Annotated in this window: 24 protein-coding genes and 1 tRNA gene; 3 read left to right on the forward strand and 22 right to left on the reverse strand. The window is 56.8% G+C overall.

All coding sequences use genetic code 11. The annotated features are described in order from the left end of the window. Nucleotide 1: 1 nt before the first annotated feature. The 3 genes from cysD to FY034_RS04455 are packed head-to-tail and all read left to right on the forward strand — an operon-like array spanning nt 2 to nt 3,604. The gene (cysD, locus tag FY034_RS04445) at nt 2–895 is read left to right on the forward strand and encodes a sulfate adenylyltransferase subunit CysD (RefSeq protein WP_265554041.1); all 894 of its coding nucleotides are present in this window, start codon (nt 2–4) and stop codon (nt 893–895) included. 1 nt (nt 896) lies between these two features. Then, the gene (gene cysC, locus FY034_RS04450; protein WP_265554043.1) at nt 897–2,855 is read left to right on the forward strand and encodes an adenylyl-sulfate kinase; all 1,959 of its coding nucleotides are present in this window, start codon (nt 897–899) and stop codon (nt 2,853–2,855) included. Further along, nucleotides 2,852–3,604 (forward strand): sulfite exporter TauE/SafE family protein, encoded by a 753-nt coding sequence (locus tag FY034_RS04455; RefSeq protein ID WP_265554044.1) that lies wholly within the window; start codon nt 2,852–2,854, stop codon nt 3,602–3,604. Before cysC ends, FY034_RS04455 begins: the two co-directional genes overlap by 4 nt. Before the next feature lie 33 nt (nt 3,605–3,637). Here FY034_RS04455 and dinB read toward each other — a convergent pair whose 3' ends face one another. The 22 genes from dinB to surE all read right to left on the reverse strand — a co-directional run bounded on the left by dinB (nt 3,638) and on the right by surE (nt 23,553). Further along, the gene (gene dinB, locus FY034_RS04460; protein WP_265554046.1) at nt 3,638–4,867 is read right to left on the reverse strand and encodes a DNA polymerase IV; all 1,230 of its coding nucleotides are present in this window, start codon (nt 4,865–4,867) and stop codon (nt 3,638–3,640) included. Between the two features lie 100 nt (nt 4,868–4,967). Continuing rightward, the gene (fumC, locus tag FY034_RS04465; RefSeq protein WP_265554048.1) at nt 4,968–6,365 is read right to left on the reverse strand and encodes a class II fumarate hydratase; all 1,398 of its coding nucleotides are present in this window, start codon (nt 6,363–6,365) and stop codon (nt 4,968–4,970) included. 30 nt (nt 6,366–6,395) lie between these two features. Next, the gene (locus FY034_RS04470; protein WP_265554050.1) at nt 6,396–7,130 is read right to left on the reverse strand and encodes a DUF4197 domain-containing protein; all 735 of its coding nucleotides are present in this window, start codon (nt 7,128–7,130) and stop codon (nt 6,396–6,398) included. A 2-nt stretch (nt 7,131–7,132) separates the two neighbouring features. Then, a complete protein-coding gene (locus tag FY034_RS04475) occupies nt 7,133–8,413 on the reverse strand; it encodes an EAL and HDOD domain-containing protein (RefSeq protein ID WP_265554053.1) in 1,281 nt (426 codons plus the stop codon). 80 nt (nt 8,414–8,493) lie between these two features. Then, nucleotides 8,494–8,682: a hypothetical protein gene (locus tag FY034_RS04480; protein WP_265554055.1), complete on the reverse strand. Its 189-nt coding sequence runs from the start codon at nt 8,680–8,682 to the stop codon at nt 8,494–8,496. Between the two features lie 197 nt (nt 8,683–8,879). Further along, nucleotides 8,880–9,920, reverse strand: coding sequence for a 2-oxoacid:ferredoxin oxidoreductase subunit beta (locus FY034_RS04485; RefSeq protein ID WP_265554057.1), 1,041 nt, complete (start codon nt 9,918–9,920; stop codon nt 8,880–8,882). Beyond that, nucleotides 9,917–11,767 (reverse strand): 2-oxoacid:acceptor oxidoreductase subunit alpha, encoded by a 1,851-nt coding sequence (locus tag FY034_RS04490; RefSeq protein WP_265554059.1) that lies wholly within the window; start codon nt 11,765–11,767, stop codon nt 9,917–9,919. Before FY034_RS04490 ends, FY034_RS04485 begins: the two co-directional genes overlap by 4 nt. A 165-nt stretch (nt 11,768–11,932) precedes the next feature. Beyond that, nucleotides 11,933–13,210, reverse strand: coding sequence for a uracil-xanthine permease family protein (locus FY034_RS04495; protein ID WP_265554060.1), 1,278 nt, complete (start codon nt 13,208–13,210; stop codon nt 11,933–11,935). Nucleotides 13,211–13,222: 12 nt separating this feature from the next. Then, nucleotides 13,223–13,849, reverse strand: a complete 627-nt coding sequence (gene upp, locus FY034_RS04500) for a uracil phosphoribosyltransferase (RefSeq protein ID WP_265554062.1) — start codon at nt 13,847–13,849, stop codon at nt 13,223–13,225. A 107-nt stretch (nt 13,850–13,956) separates the two neighbouring features. After that, nucleotides 13,957–15,234, reverse strand: a complete 1,278-nt coding sequence (locus tag FY034_RS04505) for an Hsp70 family protein (protein WP_265554063.1) — start codon at nt 15,232–15,234, stop codon at nt 13,957–13,959. A 195-nt stretch (nt 15,235–15,429) separates the two neighbouring features. Further along, nucleotides 15,430–16,944, reverse strand: coding sequence for a caspase family protein (locus tag FY034_RS04510; RefSeq protein ID WP_265554066.1), 1,515 nt, complete (start codon nt 16,942–16,944; stop codon nt 15,430–15,432). 242 nt (nt 16,945–17,186) lie between these two features. Continuing rightward, nucleotides 17,187–17,372 (reverse strand): hypothetical protein, encoded by a 186-nt coding sequence (locus FY034_RS04515; RefSeq protein ID WP_265554068.1) that lies wholly within the window; start codon nt 17,370–17,372, stop codon nt 17,187–17,189. A 23-nt stretch (nt 17,373–17,395) separates the two neighbouring features. Further along, on the reverse strand, nt 17,396–17,617 hold the full coding sequence (locus FY034_RS04520) for a hypothetical protein (RefSeq protein WP_265554070.1): 222 nt from the start codon (nt 17,615–17,617) through the stop codon (nt 17,396–17,398). 351 nt (nt 17,618–17,968) lie between these two features. Then, nucleotides 17,969–18,814 carry an anti-phage DNA glycosylase Brig1 gene (gene brig1 / locus FY034_RS04525; RefSeq protein WP_265554072.1) on the reverse strand — a complete coding sequence of 282 codons (846 nt, stop codon included), beginning with the start codon at nt 18,812–18,814 and terminating at the stop codon, nt 17,969–17,971. Between the two features lie 98 nt (nt 18,815–18,912). Continuing rightward, nucleotides 18,913–19,197 carry a hypothetical protein gene (locus FY034_RS04530; RefSeq protein ID WP_265554073.1) on the reverse strand — a complete coding sequence of 95 codons (285 nt, stop codon included), beginning with the start codon at nt 19,195–19,197 and terminating at the stop codon, nt 18,913–18,915. 4 nt (nt 19,198–19,201) lie between these two features. Then, nucleotides 19,202–19,780 carry a hypothetical protein gene (locus tag FY034_RS04535; RefSeq protein WP_265554075.1) on the reverse strand — a complete coding sequence of 193 codons (579 nt, stop codon included), beginning with the start codon at nt 19,778–19,780 and terminating at the stop codon, nt 19,202–19,204. Between the two features lie 21 nt (nt 19,781–19,801). Further along, nucleotides 19,802–20,119: a hypothetical protein gene (locus FY034_RS04540; protein WP_265554077.1), complete on the reverse strand. Its 318-nt coding sequence runs from the start codon at nt 20,117–20,119 to the stop codon at nt 19,802–19,804. Nucleotides 20,120–20,487: 368 nt separating this feature from the next. Beyond that, nucleotides 20,488–20,564: transfer RNA gene (locus FY034_RS04545), tRNA-Arg, on the reverse strand. Between the two features lie 16 nt (nt 20,565–20,580). Further along, on the reverse strand, nt 20,581–21,096 hold the full coding sequence (locus FY034_RS04550; protein ID WP_265554079.1) for an adenine phosphoribosyltransferase: 516 nt from the start codon (nt 21,094–21,096) through the stop codon (nt 20,581–20,583). A gap of 20 nt (nt 21,097–21,116) precedes the next feature. Next, nucleotides 21,117–22,079, reverse strand: coding sequence for a sigma-70 family RNA polymerase sigma factor (locus FY034_RS04555; protein WP_265554082.1), 963 nt, complete (start codon nt 22,077–22,079; stop codon nt 21,117–21,119). Between the two features lie 9 nt (nt 22,080–22,088). Further along, nucleotides 22,089–22,712 (reverse strand): protein-L-isoaspartate(D-aspartate) O-methyltransferase, encoded by a 624-nt coding sequence (locus FY034_RS04560; RefSeq protein WP_265555218.1) that lies wholly within the window; start codon nt 22,710–22,712, stop codon nt 22,089–22,091. A gap of 94 nt (nt 22,713–22,806) precedes the next feature. Continuing rightward, nucleotides 22,807–23,553 (reverse strand): 5'/3'-nucleotidase SurE, encoded by a 747-nt coding sequence (gene surE, locus FY034_RS04565; RefSeq protein WP_265555220.1) that lies wholly within the window; start codon nt 23,551–23,553, stop codon nt 22,807–22,809. Nucleotides 23,554–23,813: the final 260 nt, after the last annotated feature.

Raw genomic sequence — 23,813 nt, forward strand, 5'->3', positions numbered from 1 at the left:
GATGCCTGTCCTGGCACAATTGGAACAGGAGTCGATACGGATCATTCGTGAAGCGGTTGCCGAGGCAGAACGTCCGGTCATGCTCTACTCCATCGGCAAGGACTCGTCGGTGATGCTGCACCTTGCCCTGAAGGCGTTTTATCCCCTCTTGCCGCCTTTTCCCCTGCTGCATGTCGATACCACCTGGAAATTCCGTGAGATGATCAGCTTCAGGGATGCCACGGCTGAACGGCTCGGGATGAAGCTGCTGGTACACACCAACCGCTCCGGGCTTGAGCGGGGTATTGATCCGTTTGTGCATGGCAGCCGGATCTATACCGATGTCATGAAGACCGAGGCGCTGCGGCAGGTTCTGGATCAGTACGGTTTTGACATGATCTTCGGCGGTGCCCGCCGTGATGAGGAGAAAAGCAGGGCCAAGGAGCGGGTCTTTTCCTTCCGGAACAGTCAGCATCGCTGGGAACCGCGGGAACAGCGTCCGGAGTTCTGGGGGATTCCGAACCTGATGAAAAACAGAGGCGAAAGCTTCCGGGTCTTTCCGCTCTCCGACTGGACCGAGCTGGATGTCTGGCGCTATATCCGGCAGGAACAGATTCCGGTGGTGCCGCTCTACTTCGCTGCCGAACGGCCGGTGGTGGAGCGTCAGGGGCAGTTGCTGATGGTGGATGATACACGCCTGCCGCTGATGCCGGACGAGCAGGTGCGCAGGGCCAAAGTCCGTTTTCGCACCCTGGGCTGCTATCCCCTGACTGCCGCAACCCTTTCCGATGCCGGAGATGTTGAGGCGGTCATCCGTGAGCTGGAAACCGCAACCCTGTCGGAACGCTGCGGCCGTCTGATCGACTTTGACCAGACCGGCAGCATGGAACTGAAAAAGCAGGAAGGGTACTTTTGAGATGAAGACCTCCGATGCTGTGTTGCGCATACTGGCCTGCGGCAGTGTGGACGACGGCAAGTCCACGCTGATCGGACACCTGCTGTTTCTGACCGGCAATCTGGCTGAGGACCAGCTGCGGGTGCTGTACGAAGAGAGTGCCCGGCTCGGCAGAAGCGGTGCTGCCCCGGATTATTCCCTGTTATTGGACGGGTTGTTGGCCGAGCGGCAACAGGGCATTACCATTGATGTTGCCCACCGCTATCTGGCAACCGCCACGCGCAAGTATATCCTGGCCGATGCGCCGGGCCATGAACAGTATACCCGCAACATGGCAACGGCAGCCTCCCGTTGTGATGCCGCCATCCTGCTCTTGGATGCCACAACCGGTTTTCTGCCGCAGACACGCCGCCATGCCCTGATCTGTGCCCTGTTCGGCATCCGGCAGCTGCTGCTGGTGGTCAACAAGATGGATCTGACCGGCTGGAGCCGGGAGCGTTTTCTGGAGATCAGCGATCATTGCCGTCAGCTGACCGAAGATCTGACGCTGTTTGGTGTCTGTCCGGAACAGCCTGTTGTCGTGCCTGTTTCGGCGCTTGCAGGTGATAACCTGACGGCACGCTCCCCCCATACTTCCTGGTATGACGGACCGACCGTGCTGGACTGGCTTCAGTCGGTGCCCTGCGCGGATCTTAGGAGGGACAATGGCGCCAGGCTGCCGGTACAATATGTGTTGCATGCCGGACAGCAGTGGGCTGACAGCAGACAGGTACTGCCGGAGCTGCTGCGCAGCAGTGGCTCCGACGTGTTCAGGGGCTATTGCGGCCATCTCTCGGGAGGTTCCCTGCAGCAGGGCGAACGGGTGGCCATCCTGCCCTCCGGTGTCGAAACCTCTGTACAACAGATCTGGTCCGGCTTCCGGCTGATCGAGAAGGCGGAGCCGGGACAGGAGATCGCCCTGACCCTGGCCGGTGAGCAGGATGTCGTACGGGGGGACTGTATTGTCCCGGCCGGTAACCGTCCGGAACAGGCCGATCGCTTCAAGGTGCGGGTCGTGTGCCTGGATACGCAGGCACTGTTGCCGGGTCGTCGCTACCGGTTCCGTTCGGCCTGCGGTAGTGCAACGGCAGAAATAACCCGTATCAGAAACAGGATCGGGCTTGCCAGCTACCAGCGCCTGGCTGCCGACCGGCTGGAGATGAATGACGTTGGCGAGGTCGAACTCCAGCTTTCCCGGCAGCTGCCCTTTGATCCCTTCGACCGGAACTCCCAGACCGGTTCCTTTGTCCTGATTGATCAGGGGAGCCACGCAAGTGTTGCCTGCGGTATGATTCTGCACCCGTTGCGCCGCGCCGCCAACATTCACCGTCACCGGGAGACGGTGGCACCTGACGAGCGGGCCCTGCTCAAGGCGCAGCGCCCCTGCGTGATCTGGCTGACCGGGCTTTCCGCTTCCGGTAAAAGCAGCATCGCTAACGCCCTGGAACGGCTGCTGGTTGATCAGGGCTGCCATACCATGCTGCTGGATGGCGACAATATCCGGCATGGCCTCAACCGGGATCTCGGTTTTACCGAGCCGGACCGGATTGAAAATATCCGGCGGATCGGCGAGGTGGCAAAGCTGATGACCGAGGCGGGATTGATCGTGATTACCGCCTTCATCTCGCCCTATCGTTCCGATCGTGACATGGTGCGCCAGATGTTTGCCGAGGGCGATTTTTTTGAGATACATGTGGCAACTCCCCTTGAGGTCTGCGAACAGCGTGACCCCAAGGGGCTGTACCGCCTGGCGCGCAGCGGTGTGATCCCCAACTTTACCGGTATCAACTCCCCCTACGAAGAACCGTTGCAGGCCGAACTGGTCCTTGCAGCCGGAGCCTCGCAGACCGCCGACGATGCGATGGCCATTGTCGGCATGCTGCGCAGCTGCGGCAAGTTGCAGCCTGCAACGGATCAGGCCGTTCCTGAGGAGGGTGTGTGAGTAGCGATCTGCAGCTCTTTTGGGTCTGTCTGGGGATCGGTTTTGGCGCCCAGTTTGTGGCCGGCTGTCTGGGGATGGGCTACAGTGTAACCATCTCGTCCGTGCTGCTCAGCATGGGGATCAGCCCCTCGGTTGCAAGCGCATCCGTGCATACCTCGGAGGTGGTCAACCGCCTGTTGTCAGGGCTTGCCCATTATCGTTACGGCAATGTCGAGACACGCACCTTTAAGCTGCTGGCGCTGTACGGGATGGCCGGCGCCTTTATCGGCGCCTTTGTGGTGGTACATACGCCGGTCTCCCTGATGCGCCCGCTGGTCGCTGCCGGGCTGCTGATCATGGGGCTGCGGATTCTGCGTTCGGCCTTCCGGCAGTTGCCGCAGGCGTTTGTTCAGCGGACCCGTCTGGGGCTGTTGGGCTTTGTCGGCGGTTTTGTGGATGTCATTGGCGGCGGCGGGTGGGGTCCGGTGGTGACGGCGACCTTGATCCTGCAGGGCAAGGCAACCAATCTGGTGGTCGGTTCCATCAATTTTGCCAAATTTTTTGTTGCGGTGGTGGAATCGGCAACCCTGCTGCTGCTGCTCAAATCACCCAACTGGCTGATGATTGCCGGTTTGATTGCCGGAGGTGCGGTTGCCGCCCCCATTGCGGCCTACACCTGCGCCTACGTGCCGAAACGGCTGTTGACCATACTGGTGGGGAGTCTGGTCTGCATCTTGAGTCTGCGGACCCTGCTGCGGACCTTGTCGTAGACCGCCCTGAGCGGATGTTGAGCCGCTTTCAGATTACGTTACCACCACGCTTCTGATCCCCTCCGGCCGCCAGGCCGGCGAGATGACGTGTGACCCCTTTTCTTCCGTGTTCAGCATGCTGCCGAAGGTGACCTTGAAATCGCCGAAGCGGTCATTGACGGCATCCATCGCCCTGGTCAGCTGTTCTTTCCTGCGCTCCTCCTCAAACAGGGACGGCTGCTGCTCCTGGTATTCCAGATTGCTCAGGCAGACCCCCAGCAGCCTGACCGGCTGGTTGATCTCCATGCTGTCCAGCAAGCGAACCGCGGCCCGGTAGATGTCGTTGCTGAGGTTAATGTAGCTGCCCAGGGTGATCTGCTTCTGGATGTTGGTGAAAAAGTCGGCAAAGCGGATGTAGATGCTGACCGTTCTGCCGCTCACGCCGTAGCGCCGGGCCCGTCTCCCCACCATCTCTGCCAGTTGCAGCAGGTAGCGCAGGATCTCCTGCCGTGTGTCGATATCCTTGCGCAGCGTCATGGAGTGGCCGACACTCTTGACCTGCTCATCCCCCTCCGTCGCCAGCACCGGACTGTCGTCGATCCCCTGTCCCATCTCTCTGAGTCTGGGGCCGATGATGCCGAATTTTCTTGCCAGAATATCTTCAGGAAAACGTCCCAGTTGTCCGCAGTTCCTGATCCCCAGCAGGTTCAACTGGCGCTCCAGCTTTCTGCCGATGCCGCAGAGGTCACCGATGGCAACCGACTCCAGTGTCTGCCCGATCCGTTCCGGCCTGATCACCGTCAGTCCATCCGGTTTCTGCATATCGCTGGCCAGTTTGGCAAGCAGTTTGTTCGGGGCGATGCCGATGGAACAAGTCAGGCCCAGTTCCTGTCTGATCCTGGCTTTCAACTGACCGGCGATGGTTTCAGGGGGGCCGAACAGGGCGTGGGAATGGGTTACGTCAAGGAAGGCTTCGTCAATGGAAAACACCTCCACCAGCGGCGTATACTGTCGCAGCATGGCGATCATCTGCCGGGAGGCCTGGGTATATTTCTTGTTATCACCGACAATGATGATCAGTTCAGGGCAGGCCCATTTTCCCTCCCAGATGGCCATGCCGGTCTTGACCCCAAAGCGGCGGGCCTCGTAGGAGGCGGTGGTGATGACCGTGCGGTGGCCGGAGCCGACAACCGCCACCGGCTTGCCTTGCAGCTCGGGGTTGGCCTGCTGCTCTACCGAGGCGAAAAAGGCATTCATGTCTATGTGGAGGATAACCCTGTCCATGAAACAGAGGTTACCAAATGACTACCATTGCAAGTCAAGCATGATCTTCTGCAGCTCAGGGCGGGTGACGGGTCTCTGCCGGTCGCCCCTTTGCGGTCTGTTAACCCGGCCGGGTCATGGCCAGCGGCACAATCCAGGCATCATACTGTTCGGACGTTACCAGGCCGGATGCCAGGGCTGCATCACGCAGGGTAAGCCCCTTGTGATCGGCCTCCTTGGCAATTGCGGCTGCAGCGTCGTAGCCGATATGGCGGGTCAGGGCAGTGACCAGCATCAGGTTGCCGGCAAGATGTTCTGCAATGCGGGGCAGGTTGGGGGTGATGCCGCCGGCACAATGCTCGTTAAAGGCGCTGCAGGCGTCAGCCAGGAGCTGGATGCTTTCCAGTACGTTGTGCACCATGACCGGCTTGAAGACGTTCAGCTGGAAATTGCCCTGACTGCCGGCCAGGGCAACAGCGGCATCGTTGCCAAATACCTGGACGCAGACCATGGTCAGGGCCTCGCACTGGGTGGGGTTGATCTTGCCCGGCATGATCGATGAGCCCGGCTCGTTTTCCGGGATCTGCAACTCACCGATCCCGCAACGGGGGCCGCTTGCCAGCCAGCGGACATCGTTGGCCAGCTTCATCAGACCACCGGCCAGGGTCCGCAGGCTGGCCGAGGTCTGCACCAGGGCATCGTGGGCGGCCAGGGCAAAGAACTTGTTGGGGGCGCTGATAAACGGCTGGCCGGTCAGTTGGGCGATCTGTGCCGCAGCCAGGTCGCCAAAACGGGGGTGGGCGTTCAGTCCGGTACCCACGGCCGTGCCGCCGATGGCAAGTTCGCACAGGCCGGGCAGACAGGCCCGCACCGCAGCGAGCCCGAAATCAAGCTGGGCAACCCAGCCGCCGATCTCCTGGCCGAGGGTGATCGGGGTGGCGTCCTGCAGGTGGGTCCGACCGGTCTTGACCACCGTGCGATACTCTTCCGCCTTTGAGGCCAGTCTGTCTCGCAGGCTGCTCACATCCGGCAGCAGCCGCTGTTGCAACTGTTCCACCACGGCAATATGCATGGCTGTGGGAAAGGTGTCGTTGGAGGATTGTCCCCGGTTGACATGGTCGTTGGGGTGGACCGGTTTCTTGCTGCCAAGTACGCCGCCGGCCAGCTCAATGGCCCGGTTGCTGATCACCTCGTTGGCATTCATGTTGGATTGGGTGCCGGAGCCGGTCTGAAACACCACCAGCGGGAAGTGATCATCCAGCCTGCCTTCAATCACCTCATCGCTGGCAGTGCTGATCAGTTGGGCCAGCTCAGGGGACAGTTCTCCCAACTCGGCATTGGCCTGGGCCGAGGCCTTTTTGAGGAGGCCCAGTGCGCGGATGATGGGGCGCTGCCAGCGGAAGCGGTCAACCCCGATCGGAAAATGCTGGATGGAACGCTGGGTCTGGGCGCCCCAGTAGCGGTCCGCCGCTACCTCAATCGCCCCCATGGAGTCGTTTTCAGTCCGTGTCGATGGCATCTCTGGCTCCCGATAAGATGATTGGCTCTGCTATGTACCCCCGAACACCTTGCGCAACAGATCTGTGGTCCGGGCCGCCGGGTCTTTTCTGATCTTTTTCTCTTCCTCTGCCACCATCAGGAACAGTCCGTCCAGGGCCTTATTGGTAACATATTCATCAAGGTCAAGGGAGGGCTTGCCTGAGAAAGCCGCCAGAGGCGTGGCTTCATATTTGCCTATCAGTTCCTTGTAGGCCCGGGCGGTACCAGTCTGATTCATTGCCGTGCCGACACTTGGTTTAAACGCCTCAAACAGCTGCGCGCGAGTCTTTTTCTCAAAGAAAACAGTGGCTGCCGTATCGCCACCGTTCAGAATCTGCTTGGCATCGTCAACCGTCATCTGGCGAATGGCATTGCCAAAATAGCGTGCTGCCTGTGGTGCTGCCTTCTCTGCAGCCCGGTTCATACTCAGGACAAAGGTATCAACCTGTTGTTGAAAGCCGATCTTGGCTGCCACGTCTGCCACCTGTTGCATTTTGGCCGGTAACAGGATCTTGATCAGCTGGTTACGGAAGTAGCCGTCAGGCCTTGAAACCGCTGTTACGGCTTTTTCGGTGCCGGTGGCCAACGCCTCCTTGAGCCCTTTGACAATAACGGTATTGTCAAGGCTGCTCTGATGTTTTGACGGAGGCAGGATGTCGCGGGAAAAATCATCTAAAAATCCGGCATGGCAGGGCGACCAGATTACAAGCAAAGCCGCAAAAGCAAGATAGCATGAGCGTTTCATAGTTATTCTCCCGGCTTCTGTGCTGCGATGCCGCTGCGCCAGCTGAACGCATCCAGCTGGGCTTCCAGCAGCTGATCAAGGCTGATGGAGAGCGAGCCGAGCAGCTCTTGTACAGCGGCGAACTCGGAACGCTCCAGCTTCTTTGCCAGGAGCAACAGTTGCCCGAGCCGTCCCTCGTGGCGCAGGAGGGCGACGGCCAGATCTTCCGACAGGTTCAGACCTTCGACGATCTGCTCCATGGTGGTCTCATACAGGGCATCCAGCAACGAAAGGATGCCGGTCAGGAAGGCCGACTCCGCCAGTTCGGTGTTGCGCTGTCCTGCGGACTCCTGCAGCACCAGCAGCTCCATCAGGCGCCCCCGTACGGCTGCCATCTCAAGCAGCGGTGAATTCAAACCGCTTTCGTCCTTGCCGGCAAACAGGGACAGCTGCATCCAACGCCGTAACTGGATGATCCCCAGCAGCATGATGGCATGGCGCAGGCTCTTGATCTTGTCACGGGTCCCGGTCATGACCGAGTTGACCAGCTTCAACAGCTGAAAGGTCAGCCCCGGGTCTTCCCGGAAGATCTCTTCAATCGCGTTAATGTCGGCATCTTCGTGTAACTGTTGCAGCAACTTCATCATGCCGATGCCGGAGGCATCTATCCGCTTATGGCTGATGATGGCCGGACGCTCGAAAAAATAGCCCTGGAACAGCTCAAAGCCACATTCCCGGCACTGCTCAAACATCTCAACGGTTTCAACCCGTTCCGCCAACAGTTGCACCGGGTAGCTGCGCAGGCTGGCTGCGATTTCGGGCAGCTTTGCCGGATCGGTGGTCAGGGTGTCCACCTTGACAATATCAACCATGTTGTAGAAGGCTGCGTGGTCGGGATGGTAGATATGGTCATCCAGCGCGATACGGAAACCGAGGGATTTCAGGTTGGTGCAACGCAAACGGGCCGCCTCGTCAAGCTCGACGTTCTCAAGCAGCTCCAGTACCGACTGCTCAACCGGCAGCAGTTCCAGCACTTCTGAACTCAGCATGGCAGAGGTGATATTAAGAAACCCGTATTTGTCGCCAAGGATATCCTGCAGACCGAAATCGGAAAGGGCGCTGGCAATCACCGAGGCCGAGGCCTGGGCCTGGTCATCGTAGAGTGCGGCCTGATGATCTCCGGCAGCCCTGAAAAGCAGCTCGTAGCCGATGATCTCCTGCGTGCGGTTCAAGATCGGCTGACGGCCGATAAAGTAGCTGCGGTCATGTTCCCGGTTTGTCTGATGGTCAGATCTGGAATTCATTGCGTACTCCTGTCATCGGCCCAGTATACACCATTGCGGACTGATCGACGACGGTACAGCGTATAATACACGATGCGCCGCTATAACTCTGCAGGCATGCAGACGTTTCTGGCCGTGTTGGCCACGTTTCCGCAGTTCTCGCATCGCACGGCCGGATGGCTGGTTACCTGCCTGATGATGTCCCATTCCTGCTGGCTTTCCAGTTCACACAGATGCCCCTGATGTTCTTCAACAGCGCAGCAGGTTGTCGTTGCGGTATCCGCTGACATGGTATCATCCTCCTTTAACAGATTGTTGAAAAACTACTGCGGAGTTCGTCTACGGCGTAGTGCGCTGCTCGCTCCTTCGCCTAACGATGAGTTATGTCTTGGTCGCTGCGCTCCATGCGCCTTGTAGCCGTGCTTTCTCATGACCTTTTTCAATAATCTGTCAGAGGCAGCGGTAAAACGAACCGCTCTGCAACCGCTCAGCTGTATTCTGCGTTGATCGCATCCAGTGCCGCCCGGGAAGGGCGCAGTTTTTCGTCCGGCAGATGGACCAGCGGTAGAGCAACCAGCTTTTCATGTTCGGCCAGGGTCTGCCGCCCTTCGTTGATGTAGAGCAGGCCGGTGGTAAACATCTGGCCGGAATGTTCCTCTTCCAATAGCCTGATGGCTGCCATCCGGTCGGTGGGGTCGTATTCCTGGTCGATTTTCCTGAGGCGGATGAGTGATCCATCGTGCATTGCCACCTCGCGAACCGCACCGGCTTCGTAGTCAGCCTGAATCTCATCATGTTCCAGGGGGATGAAGTTGATCTCATGCAGCGGCAGTTCATGCTCGCGGCCCCAGACATAGCTTTTGGTGGAGCCCTCGCCGTTGTTGAAGGTGACGCAGGGACTGATGATGTTCAGTACCGCGGTGCCGCGGTGCGAGAAGGCGGCCTTGAGCAGCGTCTGCAGCTGTTTGGGGTCGCCGGCAAAGGAGCGGGCAACAAAACTGCACCCGGCAATGATCGCTTCAAGGCAGAGATCAATCGGCGGCAGTTCATTCAGGCCGCCATGCTTGGACTTCTGCCCCAGGTCAGCGGTGGCGGAGAGCTGTCCCTTGGTCAGGCCATAGACGCCGTTGTTTTCGATCAGGTAGACCATATCAACGTTGCGGCGCAGCAGATGCTTGAACTGGCCGAGACCGATTGAACCGGTGTCGCCGTCGCCGCTGACGCCGATGGCCACCAGGTCCTTGTTGACGGTTGTGGCGCCGGTGGCCAGTGACGGCATACGTCCATGCAGGCCGTTGATGCTGTGGGATTTACCGAGGAAGTAGGCCGGGCTTTTGCTTGAACAGCCGATGCCGCTGAATTTGGCGATGCGGGTCGGGTCAAGTCCCAGTTCATAGGCGGCGCCGATGATCACGTTGGCGATCGAGTAGTGGCCGCAGCCGTTGCAGAGTGTCGAGCTGGCACCGTTGTAATCGGCCTTGCTCAAGCCGATCCGGTTGACAGCAGCAGATTCGGTGGTTGCAGTCATGGCTTCTCCTCCTTTGCTTCAAGCGCCGCAATCGATGCGGCGATCCAGTCGGCGGTCAGGGGCAGGCCGTCACACTTGGCGATCGAGACGAGCCGGTCGGCATCGGCAGGCGCATGCAGTTGGATCAGTGCGCGCATCTGGCCATCCAGGTTGTTTTCAACGACATAGAGGCGCTTGTGGCTGCTGATGAACTCCGTCAGGCTGCTTTCCAGCGGCAGGGCACGCAGCCGCAGGTATGATGAAGCGATACCGCTTGCATGCAGGAGATCACGTGCCTCCTGGATGGCCGGGTCGTTGCTGCCATAAGAGATCAGCCCGACTTCTGCAGCATTGACCGGATCAATAACCGGTGCAGGCACGATGGTGCGTGCGTAGTCATGCTTCCTGGCCAGGCGGCTCAGGTTGGCGGCCCAGTCCTCGGGGCGTTCGCTGTAGCCCGCAGCCTCATTGTGGCCGGTGCCGCGCGTGAAATAGGCAGCTGCCGGATGGTTGGTGCCGGGCAGGGTCCGGTAGCAGATGCCATCGCCGTCAAGGTCGGCATAGCGTTTCCAGTCCCCCTGCAGACGGGTCAGCTCTTCGGCCGACAGGACCTTGCCGCGGTCAAGCGGTCGGTCAGGGTAGCTAAACGGTTTGGTCGGCCAGAGGTTCAGGCCGAGATCAAGGTCGCTCAACACGATCACCAGCGTTTGCAACCGCTCGGCCAGATCAAGTGCCATGCTGCCGAATTCAAAGCATTCGTTTACCGTACCGGGGATCAGGCAGATATGCCGGCCATCGCCATGACCGAGGGTGTAGGCCGCCAGGATGTCGTCCTGCGCCGTGCGGGTCGGCAGGCCGGTGGATGGTCCCATCCGCTGCACATCCCAGATAACGGCAGGAATCTCGGCAAAGTAGGCGTACCCGGCAAACTCGGCCATCAGGGAGAGGCCCGGCCCCGACGTTGCCGTCATTGAGCGGGCACCGGCCCAGCCGGCCCCGACCACCATGCCGATAACCGCCAGTTCATCTTCCGCCTGGACGATCGAGTAGGTGGCTTTGCCGTCAGGGTCACGGCGCAGCCTGTGGAGATAGTCACTCAGGTGGTCCACGATGGATGTCGAGGGGGTGATTGGATACCAGGCCGCAAACTGCACGCCGCCAAAGACCGCGCCGAGGGCAGCGGCGCTGTTGCCGTCCACCAGGAATGTCCCTGTGGTTCTGTCCATCCGTTCGATGCAGAAGGGGTCGTTTTTGACAAGGTTGGCTGCTGCCCAGTCATAGGCGGCTTGTACGGTGGCATAGTTGAGCGTGATCGCCTTCTGTTTGCCGTTGAACTGATGTGACAATGCCGCTTCAACCTCCGGCAGCTCGATCTCCAGCAGCCAGGCCAGGGCACCGACATAGACCATGTTGGCCACGTACGGTCTCAGCTTGAGATCGGCTCCGGACTGTTTGACCAGCTCATTCACCGGCATCGGATAAAAGGTGACGTCGTCGCGTCTGAGCGGGAGCTGCTCGTCCAGCGGATAGAGACAGATGCCGCCTGAGGCCAGATTCCGGATATCCTCCTGAAGTGAGGCCCTGTTCAGCGCCACCAGGACCTCGTTCTGTTCGCGGCGGGCAAGGTAGCCTGCCGTGCTCACGCGAATGGTGAACCAGGTGGGCAGCCCCTGGATGTTGGAGGGGAAGATGTTTTTGCCGCTGACCGGGACACCCATCTTGTGGATGGCGCGCAGTAGCGTGTTGTTGGCGGTTTGACTTCCGGCACCGTTGACGGTGGCGATGGTGATCGAGAAGTCGTTGACACACGGCGTTCGACGGTCAGCCGCGTTTGTGGCGGGTGGTTGCTTGGCGTCGGTTGCGATCATGCAGGTACCTCACATACGTCAGATGGTTTGCGTATCATTATCGGTCAGGATTGAACTGCCTCTTGCTGCTGCAAGATACCAGCATAAGCGGCTTGGTTGCAAACGGCAACATGGCTTGCGCATCACCGTACCCAGTGTACCAGCTTTACCGTGCAGGTCCAGAGGCTAGCCGGGGCATCCGCCCTGTTCGCTGCCGTTATCCACCGGGCTGGCTTCCCCCTCCTGTTCACCACGGGGAAGCAGCTGGTTCAGCACGACCGCCAGTACGCCGCAGAGGCTGATACCCTGCAGGCTGAAGCTGCCGATGGTGACCCCCAGGCCGCCGATACCGGTCACCAGGGTAACGGAGACCAGGCAGAGATTGCGCGGTTTCATCAGGTCAACCCTGCCGTCAATAATGGTCTTCAGGCCGATGCCTGCTATCGAACCGAAAAGCAGGACCATGATTCCTCCCATGACCGGCATGGGGATCGTCTGCAACAGGGCGCCGAACTTGCCGACAAACGCCATCAGAATGGCAAAGCCGGCTGCCCAGGTCATGACCACCGGGTTGTAGTTGCGGGTCAGCATGACCGCCCCGGTTACCTCGCCATAGGTGGTTACCGGCGGGCCGCCAAAGAGGCCGGCAATGGTGACCGCCAGGCCGTCACCCAGCAAGGTGCGGTGCAGACCGGGCTGCTCCGTGTAATCACGGCCGACCACCGAGCCGATGGCCAGGATGCCGCCCACATGTTCGACAATCGGGGCGATGGCCACCGGGATCATGAACAGGATTGCCGCCAGATTGAATTCAGGGTGGCCGAACTGCGGCACTGCCAGCCAGGGGGCGTTGATCACCTTGCTGAAATCAATCAGGCCAAGAAAAAGGGAGCTGCCGTAGCCGGCTGCCACCCCCACCAGAATCGGCACCAGTTTGAGCAGGCCGCGGGCATGGATGGCGGTCAGCATGGTGGCAGTCAGTGAAACAGCGGCAATGCCCAGGGCCGTGCCATAGGGGACGACCTGGCTGTCTCCGGCCTTGCCGGTGGCCATGTTGATCGCCACCTGGGCCAGTCCCAGACCGATCACCATCACCACCGGTCCGATCACCACCGGCGGCAGCAGGTGATGTATGAGGCCGACCCCGCGCCATTTTACCAGCGCCGCGGCGATATAGTAGAACAGACTGGCCGCTGCCAGTGCCCCCAGGGTGGCCGGCATGCCCCAGCTCTTGACCGAGTAGATCACCGGGGCGATAAAGGCGAAGGAGGAGCCGAGGTAGATCGGCACCTGACGTCCGGTGCAGATCTGGAAGACCAGGGTGCCGATCCCGGCCCCCAGCAGCGCCAGACTGGGGTTCAGACCGGTCAAGAGCGGAACGAGTACGGTTGCCCCGAAGGCGACAAACAGGATCTGTGCGCCGGAAAGGGCGGTACGCCAGACCGGTTCGGGAGTGGTTGACATTGCGGCGGCCTCCTATTTGGTACCGAAGATTTTATCCCCGGCATCGCCGAGGCCCGGAAGGATGTAGCCATGCTCGTTGAGCCGCTCATCAATGGAGGCGACATAGATCTCTACATCAGGGTGGGCGTTGCTGATCTTCTCAAGACCCTCGGGGACGGCCACCAGAAACAGGCCCTTGATCCGTCTGCAGCCGGTTGCCTTCAGCATCTCGATGGTGGCCAGCAGTGAACCGCCGGTTGCCAGCATCGGATCAATGATCAAGGCGGTGCGCTCTTCCATGTCCGTGGTGAATTTCTCGTAGTAGGCTACCGGCTCCAGGGTCTCCTCGTTACGGTACAGGCCGACCACGCTGACCTTGGCACTGGGAATCATATCGAGCACCCCGTTCATCATCCCCAGCCCGGCCCGCAGAATCGGCACAATCGTAATCTTCTTGCCCTTGATCTGCTGGACGGTGACCGGCCCGGCCCAACCGTTGATCGTGATGCTCTCGGTTTCCAGATCCTTGGTCGCTTCATAGGTCAACAGACGGGCAACTTCAGAGGCAAGTTCACGAAACTGTTTGGTGCTGAGATCAGCCTTGCGCAGCAGGCCGAGCTTGTGCTGGATCAGCGGGTGTTTGACTTCGTAAATGGCCACGTCAAGACTCCTTAAAACAGGTTTGGTTTGACCGAATCAGCTATACATATAGCTCAACGTCCTGCAGGTCAAGCGGTGTGAACAGGGCACTGGCTGACGCCGCCGGGTCAGCTCCAGGTAAACAGGGGGACGCTGGCGCCAAGCCCATGGACAACGCTGGTAAAGGCCTGTCTGTTATGGAGCTTTTCTCTGCCAAACCGCTCGGCAAACAGGGCCTGGATATGGGGGATGCGGGAGGTGCCTCCGGTCAGAAAGACCGAATCAATCCGGTCCGCTAGCAGACCGGATCGTGCCAGCACGTCATCGATGCAGTCGGCAATCTGCCGGAAATTTTCCCGGTTGATGTCCTCGAACTCCAGCTTGCTGAGCTGCTCACTGATGCACAGATCCCGCTCCGTAAAGCTGATCCGGGCCTGCTCCTGGTCTGAAAGCCGGCACTTGGCGCTTTCTATGGCCTGAAACAGGAAGTAGCCGAAGTTGTCGTCAATGATGTTTTCCAGGTGCTGAATCGCCTGGCGATTGTCGGTGCTGCCTTTGATCACGCGGATATGTTCTCTGGTCTTTCGGGCCCGTAAAAGCGGGATGCGATGCCACTGGCAGAGGGTGTAGATGATGCTGCGGGGCACCGTGACCCAGTCATCCTTGCCCAGGGTCTTATAGCGGGCGGTTCGGCCAAAATGGTGCGCCACCTTGTCCCACATGATCTGCGAGTCGAACTTGTCACCGGCCACATAGACGCCACCCAGTGAGAGCACGTCACTGCGGCGGTCGGAGCGGGCAAAGGCGCCCCCTTTGACGCGTATTACCGAGAAATCCGAGGTCCCCCCGCCAAAATCACCGATAAACACGATCCGTTCCTGTCCGGGCTGCAATGTCTCTTCAAAGGCCAGCGCCGCTGCCACCGGTTCATACTGAAACCGGATCTGTTTAAAACCTGCCTTGCGGGCAGCCTTTTCCAGACGCTGCTCAGCCACGGCGTCTTTGGCAGGATCGGTCGAAAACAGAACCGGCCGCCCCAGCACCACACGCTCCACAGGGCAGCCCAGATGCGCCTCTCCCCGTGCCTTGATCTGCCTCAGGATGATGGCTACCAGGTCATCGATAGCATACCGCCTCCCGAAAATCTCGGTACTGTCGAAGCTGGTATTGGGTAAAAATGTCTTGATCGACTGCATAAAACGTCCTGCAGCACCATCACCGACATACTGGCGGACCGCTTCGTTTCCGGCGAAGATCTCGTTGTCTTCGTTAAAATAGAGTACTGAGCGCATCAGCTCTCCGGAACGGTCAGTGCCGTCAACGGCCACCACCTCGACCGTGCCGTTGTGATAGATCGACAGTGCTGAATTGGTGGTACCAAAATCGATACCGAATACGGGTTGCATCTACTGAATACCTCCGGTGAAATGCGTGCAGCCTGGCGGGGCATCACACGATCTAAGGTTGCAATAAAAGAAGGCCCCTTTCCCGAATGAAAAGTGGCCCCGTGAAATCTGGCGCCCACTGGCGGGCGTTCTTCACGCTTTGTCGCTGGAAGAGATAAACGGGTTTGTAGAAGATATGAGTATGTTGGCTGCGTGTTACTGCAGCGGGGTTAGGGTTTCCAGTGCGGTGCCCTTAGCCCAGGTGCCGACAAGGCGACCGTCATTTTCAAGGTGGTAAATAACCGGTGATGAGTCCCCCCATTCAACGGTGAGGGTCTTGTCTGCCAACGTGCCGCTTCCTGAGTAGGTTGAACTGCTGATCTTCCAGACCAGGAAGTAGGTGTCACCGTTTTTTGAAATGACAACGCTACCACTGTAACTGGAGCCGTTCGGGTTTTTACCCTGGACATGGTAATTGCCGGTACGCACCGTCCTTTGATTGGCTAACAGCTCTTTCTTGCGGGCCTCTTCCCGTTCCTGGGCGATCTTTGCCGTCCGTTCCGCTTCGATTCTTTTTTTCTGGTCGGCCGTTACCACGCGGCCATCTTCGAGATACAGACCCTTCTGTGCCAGAAAGGCGGTGACGTCATACTGCGGCACCCTGTTTGCCTCGGGATATTTTTGGGATAGGGCCTTCCAGGCAACCTGTCTCAGCTCACTGCCTTTGGACGACGCGACTATTTTTTCATATTTGGCGAGATCGGCAGTAATCCGCTCCAGATCCTCGCGTTTTGCTCGTTCTTCAGCCTCGGCGCGGGCGATGAGCTCATCCAGGTCCTCCGCCTCTTTGGAAGGGGGGGAGGGCTGGTTGATAGCCTGCGCCGACTGCTGGCTGCTGTTGGCCGAAGAGACCGTGCCCGTGCGGATGAAGCGGAAGTCACCCACCAGTGATGAAGACTCCCACGGGACCTGAACGTTGTTGGTCTTGTCCAAAACCAGCCTGCGAACCCGCTTAAAGACCTCCTCAACCTTCAGGTCAGGGCTTTCCATTGCCTGGATGAGCGCCTCGGTATAGGTGCCGTTCTTTCCTTTGCCGTCGCTGGCCGTTTTGCCTGGTGAGGTTGCATAGGCGATGATCGTCCCGGTTGGTGCGTCAATCTGGGCCAGACCCTTGCTGGCAGAGCGGAAACTTCGGGCAAAAGGGTTGTCACGACATGCATCGAGAACCACGATATTGACGTCGCTCTTGGCGCTTTCCATCTTGGCCAGGATCAATCCGGCATCTATGGCCTTGTAGCGCACCTCGTTTTCGGTACGAATCGTCGCATCGACAGGAATGAGATAGTTGGCGCCCTGCACCTGCATGCCGTGTCCCGCATAGTAGAAGAGCCCGATACCGCCGGGTTTCAGTTTGTTGCCGAAGGCCTCGATCGCTTCATTGAAGGGCATATAGCCGAGATTGATCTGCTCATCCACCTCGAATCCGAGCCTGCGGAGCGTTGCAGCCATGGCGCGTGCGTCGCTAACCGGGTTTTTAAGGGGGCTCGAGGCGTACTGGCCGTTGCCGACCACCAGGGCGATGCGTTTGCGACTGTCACGTGGGGTTTCGACCCGCGAAAGTCCACGATCAGCTGGTTCAATTGATTTTTTAGAAGAACCGGCAAGTTCTGATGCCTGAGCAAGAACAGGAATCAGGCTGACGGCAATGATAGTAAGCAATCGGTGGAGCATGGCCTCCCCCTTCTATGAATGGTCACTAGTGTTTTTTATACCCCTGTACTGTACAAAAAGCAAAACTGCCTTTTCCCGTATGAGAAAAAGGCAGTTTTTGAATTTGGCGTCCGTTGGCGGACGCACTTCTAACTTTTTTGCTAGATGGAATAACTCGATTACTGCCCTGAACCAACCTCGAGTGTCAGGTGAACGCTATCCACACGCAACATTTGATAAATTGTTGACTACAAACGCCACCACTATGCATAGACTGAAAAAGTGTAATCGCCTTGTGGTGTCTTGCCGCCTAACTGATTCTGGTTGATGGCTGCCGTCTTTACATCAGGTGTCTGTGGAGGCTGGTTAACATTAGCCGCTTTTTGGGCTGAGCGTACCTGTTCCACTATGCTCTGCATATCAATGCCTGTTGACGGGTTAACCATCACGGGAATCACCCCTTACACGTTTTCTAGGCCTTGCCCCTTGAAGCTTCTGCTGCTTTCCCGGCTGATGATTCCTGAGCTTCTAATGCCGCCGGGTCACCGTCACTGGCTAACTGCTGAGCCTGAGGCGAAATTGATACCGTATCCTTAGCAGACTGCTGTTGCTGTGGTTGCTGCTGAACTGGCTTAGAGTATGTTTGCTGGCTGTAAGCTGCCGCCATTGAGCTTGATGATATGGATGAGATCATTGGAGTATCCTCCTGTGTAGTTTCTGGTCTTATTATCAGACATTACGATTGAGATGTAAAGGACTGTTTTTGTCTTTATTTAAAATAGTGCGAAAGCTTGAAGAAGTGACAGCGAGGATCTCTGAGCGAAAGTAATGAACACCCTTCCGAATAAACCAGCAGGAACAAGAAAGCCCCTGCTGAAGAGGTCTCAAAAGAGGTCCTGCTTTTCGGCAATGGCTTATATGTCTAGCGTTGTCAGTTGGTTATGTGCTTTGGTGTCCCCTGGTCGAAACACTTCGAGCGCTATCGGATGCTGAGATGAGCTTGGTGCTGCCTGGCTAGATGTATCATACTTCCTGCTGAAGCATATCAATTGTAAATGACACGTTGGCACACTTGTTTAAAGATAGTCCCCGGCAATTTATTACCACCAGAATGCCAAGTAACGACGAAAGTGCCGCCCAATACTCTAAACTTGGAAAAGGAACGGTTGACGGGATGTAGAGTGTTCTTTAATGGCCAATTCTCATGAATATGTTCATCAGCAGAGGAAAAACTAAGTTCCGGTGCAAGCCCCATTACTTCACGGAAAAAACGTTCAAAACTCTTTCCAACGCACATCACTGCAGGAATTTCGGCGTCCTTAACTAGGCAGACTGCGGGCTTCAAAACCCATTCCTCTAACCACCCCTTAGCTTGTTCTAAGTCTAAACTACCCCATTTGTCGCTATGGAATGGAAACAGTTCGAGGCAAAATGGAGCAGGGTCCTTTGCTCCATGCTCATATCCGGTTATCTCATTAATCCAGCGATTACGATTACTCCAGAAGTCTTCGCCTCCCTCGTGTCTTTTGTTGTCATAAACTGTTTCCACATCAATAGTGTTCGTGACAGGATTATAGGGCAGACACTTTGCCCACTCGCTGTAGCCGACCTCCCTTACACGATTTGTGTATCTACCGGCGAGCCCTTGAAAGTTATCGCATGTCGGTCCAGGGTTCAAGTTGAGGAATATGACACTATGCTTTTTTAACGGGTCCCCAAGATACGGTTCAGGCAAGCAATCGGGTTGCACTGCTCTTGCTTTTTTACCGGTATAGCAGCCACTGAGAGGATGTTTGGCATAATACCCAAACGGGTCAATATCCCATTTCTTGATTTCTTTGTCCCATGCCTGTAGCCAATTGGTAATGTCAAATTGGTTTTCTCGATCCAAGTTAACCTCCTGTAATTTCCTTGTAGTAGTGTTAAGTGGGGGTGATTCCCTACAAGAATGTTACCTTTTCTATGTTTCAAGGTGGGTGTTGATACCTTTTAATTATTGATTGGAGGAAGTCCAGTTGGCCCGGCATGAATAACAATCGAGTTCCTCTTCGGGTTTATCTCGATTTTGGATATTTCACAAGCATATGAATCAAATAACATCTCACAATAAGGCTCATGGGTCTCTGGGGCGATCAACTTGCTCATCTCGCTCCACTGGGCATTGAACTCTCGCATGGACCTGCCATTATCGGATTTATCAGCAAATTTGACTCTGACCGTAACGTTTCCCGTATCAGAGAAGAGTTCTAGATATTCAGGGATGTCATTGTCCATATAATCACTCCATAATCGAGGTATAGATCTCTAGCTGCTTGAGACTTTTATTTACTATATGCTCATTGATGTGCCTGAATACATCACCCGATAAACCTTTTCGGGTTATCTTGTGAACGTCATCATTGTTTAGCATAGTTACCTGTCTTAAATGACTCCTTAGCGTCTCAGTGGCATTTTCAGCCACCGACTTCCTTGTACTTCCTTCTCCCTCGAACGGCATTACCGCAATTGCCTGAAAATGAATATTATACCGCTGACATAATTCAACTAAAACAGACAGTAGAGATGAGCCAGTCCCACCACCGATACTTGATAAGATGATTATTTTATCACAACCCGATATGATACTCTCTATCTGGTGTAGAGACTCTGATGCTGCCTTCGCACCGCGCTCTGAACTGCATCCCGTTCCCAACCCGTTAGTTGTGGTTTGCCCGATTTGAAATTTATCTTTGGCTGAGCAGAATTTCAGCGTTTCCAAATCTGTATCGACTGCAATACAGAGATGTTCAGGGATGCCTGACCGTATAGCCTCATTCACCAATGCAGTGCCACAGCCACCGATACCAATAATTTTCATAATCTTAACTCTGGGCTAGTATTAGGATATGTGCCGGAAATGAGTATACCCTGTGGCACGTTCATATCCTTCAAAAGTGTATGTTGCTCCATTAAAGGTAGTCGACTTGTATATATTGTCCTTAACAAAGAAATTATGGTGGTCTCCGATATACTCGAGTTTCCGCCTGCACGGCCTCCTCTCGAACACATTGGCACACAAGTCAGGTCGGATGATTCTCGCGACAGCCATAAAGTCCTTCCATTTGTAAAGATAATCCATAACCTGAGTATGAAGCTCCATCAAGCTTGCTTCATTCTCGAAATCTTCCTCAGGACCGCTTGTAATGGTATCCTTCATGAGTATGCCTCCCTACGTGTCGATTTTAGCAGTTATTTATATCGTCAGTTCAATGTATCATAGCGTAACGACAAAATATGTCGCATAGGGGTCAACCAAGAAAGTGCATCGGCTAAGATAAGTCATCGAGGACGCTATTACAATAGGTTGAAAGTTCTAGTAAAACGGGTGCGATTCAAAGTGAACGTTTGATCTCAGTTACAGGAAAGTAGTTGGCTAGATAACTGGGGATATCTAAGTAATAGATACCATTGCGGAGATATACGTGTTCTCTAAGTTAAGAAAGCCCTTGCAGATGAGGTCTCAAAAAAGGTCTCACTTTCCACAAAGGCTTTCAGGGGCTAGCATAATCAGCTAGTTATGTGCTTTGGCGTCCCCGAGACGATTCGAACGTCCGGCCTACTCCTTAGGAGGGAGTCGCTCTATCCTGCTGAGCTACGGGGACAGGGGTTTTTCTTTTATCAGAATTGCATCAGAGAGTAAACCTTTCCTTCAGGCAGTTTTTTGCGGCCGTCCAGGAAGGTCAGTTCGGTCATAAAGCAGCATTCCACGATCTCGCCCTGCATCTTGGTGACCATATCCACCACAGCGGCCATGGTGCCGCCGGTTGCCAGCAGGTCGTCGGCTATCAGAATCTTTTCGCCTGGTTTGATGGCATCTTTATGGATCTCAAGGGTGTCGGTGCCATATTCCAGGTCGTAGGTCTTGCTGAAGGTTTCGGAAGGCAGCTTGCCCGGTTTGCGGACCAGTACAACCCCGGCACCCAGGCGGTACGCCAGAGCTGCGCCAATCAGGAACCCCCGTGCCTCAACACCCACCACCTTGTCGATCCGCTGGCCGATGTAGCGGTTGGCGATCATGTCGATCATCCGGGTAAAAGACTTCGCATCCTGCAGCAGGGTGGTGATGTCTTTGAAAATAATACCCTTTTTGGGGAAATCGGGAATGTCGCGAATGCTGAGTTTCAGGTCTTCCATGGGAGCAATCTCCTTGTTCTCTATTTCGATGATTTGGCCAGGGCCTTTAGTTTTTCAAGTGATTTCGCCTCGATTTGACGAATCCGTTCACGGGTGACGCCGAAACTCTGGCCGATGGTGTCCAGGGTCTGGGGGTCCTGGTCATCAAGACCGAAGCGAAGCCCCAGGATGGTGCGTTCGTTCTCGCTCAGCTGATCAAAATGTTCGGCTATCAGCTCATAGCGGTCAATGTTTTCGAGCAGCTCGGCAGGAGAAACCGCGTTGGCGTCTTCGATGGTGTCCACCAGGAAAAAGTCGTTCCCCTCACCAATCGGCACATCCATGGAACAGGTCCGCCGCAACAGGATCATCAGTTTACGGATATGCAGTGGTTTGATCTGCATGGCCTCCGCCAGTTCCTGCACCGATGGTTCCCGGTGCAGTTCCTGTGAAAGCTGGCGCGATATCTTGAGCATGCGGCTTATGTCGTCAGACACATGGACCGGAAGCCTGATGGTTCTGGATTGGTTGACCAGGGCACGCTCAATTGATTGGCGGATCCACCAGGTTGCGTAGGTTGAAAACCGGCATTCCTTTTCAAGTGAGAACCGTTCGACCGCCTTCATCAGGCCCAGGTTGCCTTCTTCAATCAGGTCAAGGAACGGCAGGCCGCGGTTCAGGTAGCGCTTGGCAATCTTGACCACCAGCCGCAGGTTGGCCTCAATCATCTTGTTGCGGGCTGCCTTGTCTCCCTGTTCAACCTGACGGGCCAGTTCCTTCTCGGCTTCTGCGCTCAACAAGGGGGTGCGCTGGATGTCCCGCAGGTAGATCTTGACCGGGTCATCAAGGGGGATCTGCTCCACCAGGGCCGGCAGCTCGTCAACTTCAAGTGTGGGGTCTTCTTCCGCTTCAATGGCGGCAACAAAGTCAACCGGTGGTTCCTGTTCGTCATCCAGACCTGGTGCATCCAAAAACGGTTCCTGGTGGGGCGTGTCAAGCGACATGAAACCTCCTCAACTGTTGAGCTGCCAGCCCTGTTGGCCAATCAACGGGACAAAGCGGCAGCCGATACCGGTTTCCTGGGTCAGGGTCCCATCTGGCGCCTTGCGAATCCGGAGCAGGGTCTGGTTCGCCTCGTCACCGACCGGTATGACCAGCCGTCCTCCCGGCGCCAGCTGGGCGGCCAGGGTCTCCGGGATTGCCGGGGCACCGGCAGTGACCAGAATGGCGTCAAAGGGGCCCTCCTCCGGCCAGCCCAGGGTGCCGTCACCAACCTTGATATTGACGTTCAGCAGGTGCAGCGCGTCAAGCACCTTGCGGGCCTGCATGGCCAGGGGGCGAATCCGCTCGATGGTCCAGACCCGTCTGACCAGGCTGGCAAGGATGGCGGTTTGATAGCCTGAACCGGTGCCGATCTCAAGCACGTGGTCATTGCCGGTCAGCTCCAGCAGATCGGTCATCAGTGCGACAATGTAGGGTTGTGAGATGGTTTGCTTTTCGCCGATCGGCAAAGGGCCGTCACTGTAGGCCTGGACAGCCATGGCTTCCTGCACGAACAGGTGACGGGGGACCTTCTGGAAGACTTCAAGCAGGCGAGGGGTGGTAATGCCGCGACCAACGATCTGCTCCTGCACCATTCGTTTGCGGGCGATTTCAAAATTTACCAAAACAGACTCCCCGGCGGAAGATAATCGGCGGCACGATACCAGAGTAGCCCGCGTATGTCCAGTATCAGGCGAGTTGCCATTGTTTCAGGGTCTCCAGCGCCCGGTGGTTGGTCAGGTCGAGGTGCAGCGGGGTAAGGGAGGGGTGGCCCTTGCCGACGGCGTTGTAGTCGGTCCCTTCGTCATCGGCAAAGCTGGGTTCTTCGCTGCCGATCCAGTAATACTTGCGGCCTCGGGGGTCGATCTTGTCCACAATCTTGCCCACAAAAGACCGTTTGCCCTGGCGGGTGATCAGCGGAACCTTGATCTCCGCAAAAGGCAGGTTGGGGATATTTAGGTTAAGAAAGGTATCGGCCGGCAGTCCCTGCCTGATCATGGCACGGCAGACCTGCAGCGCCACCTTGGCGGCATCGGGGAAATGCTCGGTGGCGCCGTAGGTGGCCAGTGAGACCGCCAGCGACGGGATGCCCATCAGATTGGCCTCCATGGCTGCCGCCACCGTGCCGGAGTAGGTCACGTCATCGCCCATATTGCTGCCATGGTTGATGCCGGAGACCACCAGATCGGGGGGGGAAGGAAGCAGGCTGTGCAGGCCCATGTTGACGCAGTCGGTGGGGGTGCCGTCCACGGCATACCAGCCTTTGCGTAGCTCAAAGACCCGCAGGGGAGCGTGCAGGGTCAGGGAATGCCCGGCAGCACTGCGTTCACGGTCCGGTGCCACCACCGTAACATCGCCCAGTTCTGCCAGTGCGTCAGCCAGGGCCTTGATGCCTGGTGCTCCGATACCGTCATCGTTGGTGACCATAATCTGCATTGCTGTACCGTCCATGGTGCTTATTCCAATTCCATTTCAAGGCGCTATCTTCGTTGGCTCGTCATTGGCTCCTCAACGTACTGCGTGTACGCCTGCGTCGCCAATCTCCTCGCCGTCTTGCTATCATCCTTGATCTGAAATTGGAATTACAGGATTGATGAGGCCCGTTTATGGCAGAAAAAACCCATGAAATCAAGGGTTCAGCTGGCGCTTTTTCGGTTTACAAACGCCTTTCAAGCAGGTAGATTAGCCCCTCGCAT

Origin of the sequence: Trichlorobacter lovleyi, assembly GCF_015239775.1 — a bacterium.
Taxonomy (GTDB): Bacteria; Desulfobacterota; Desulfuromonadia; order Geobacterales; family Pseudopelobacteraceae; genus Trichlorobacter; species Trichlorobacter lovleyi_B.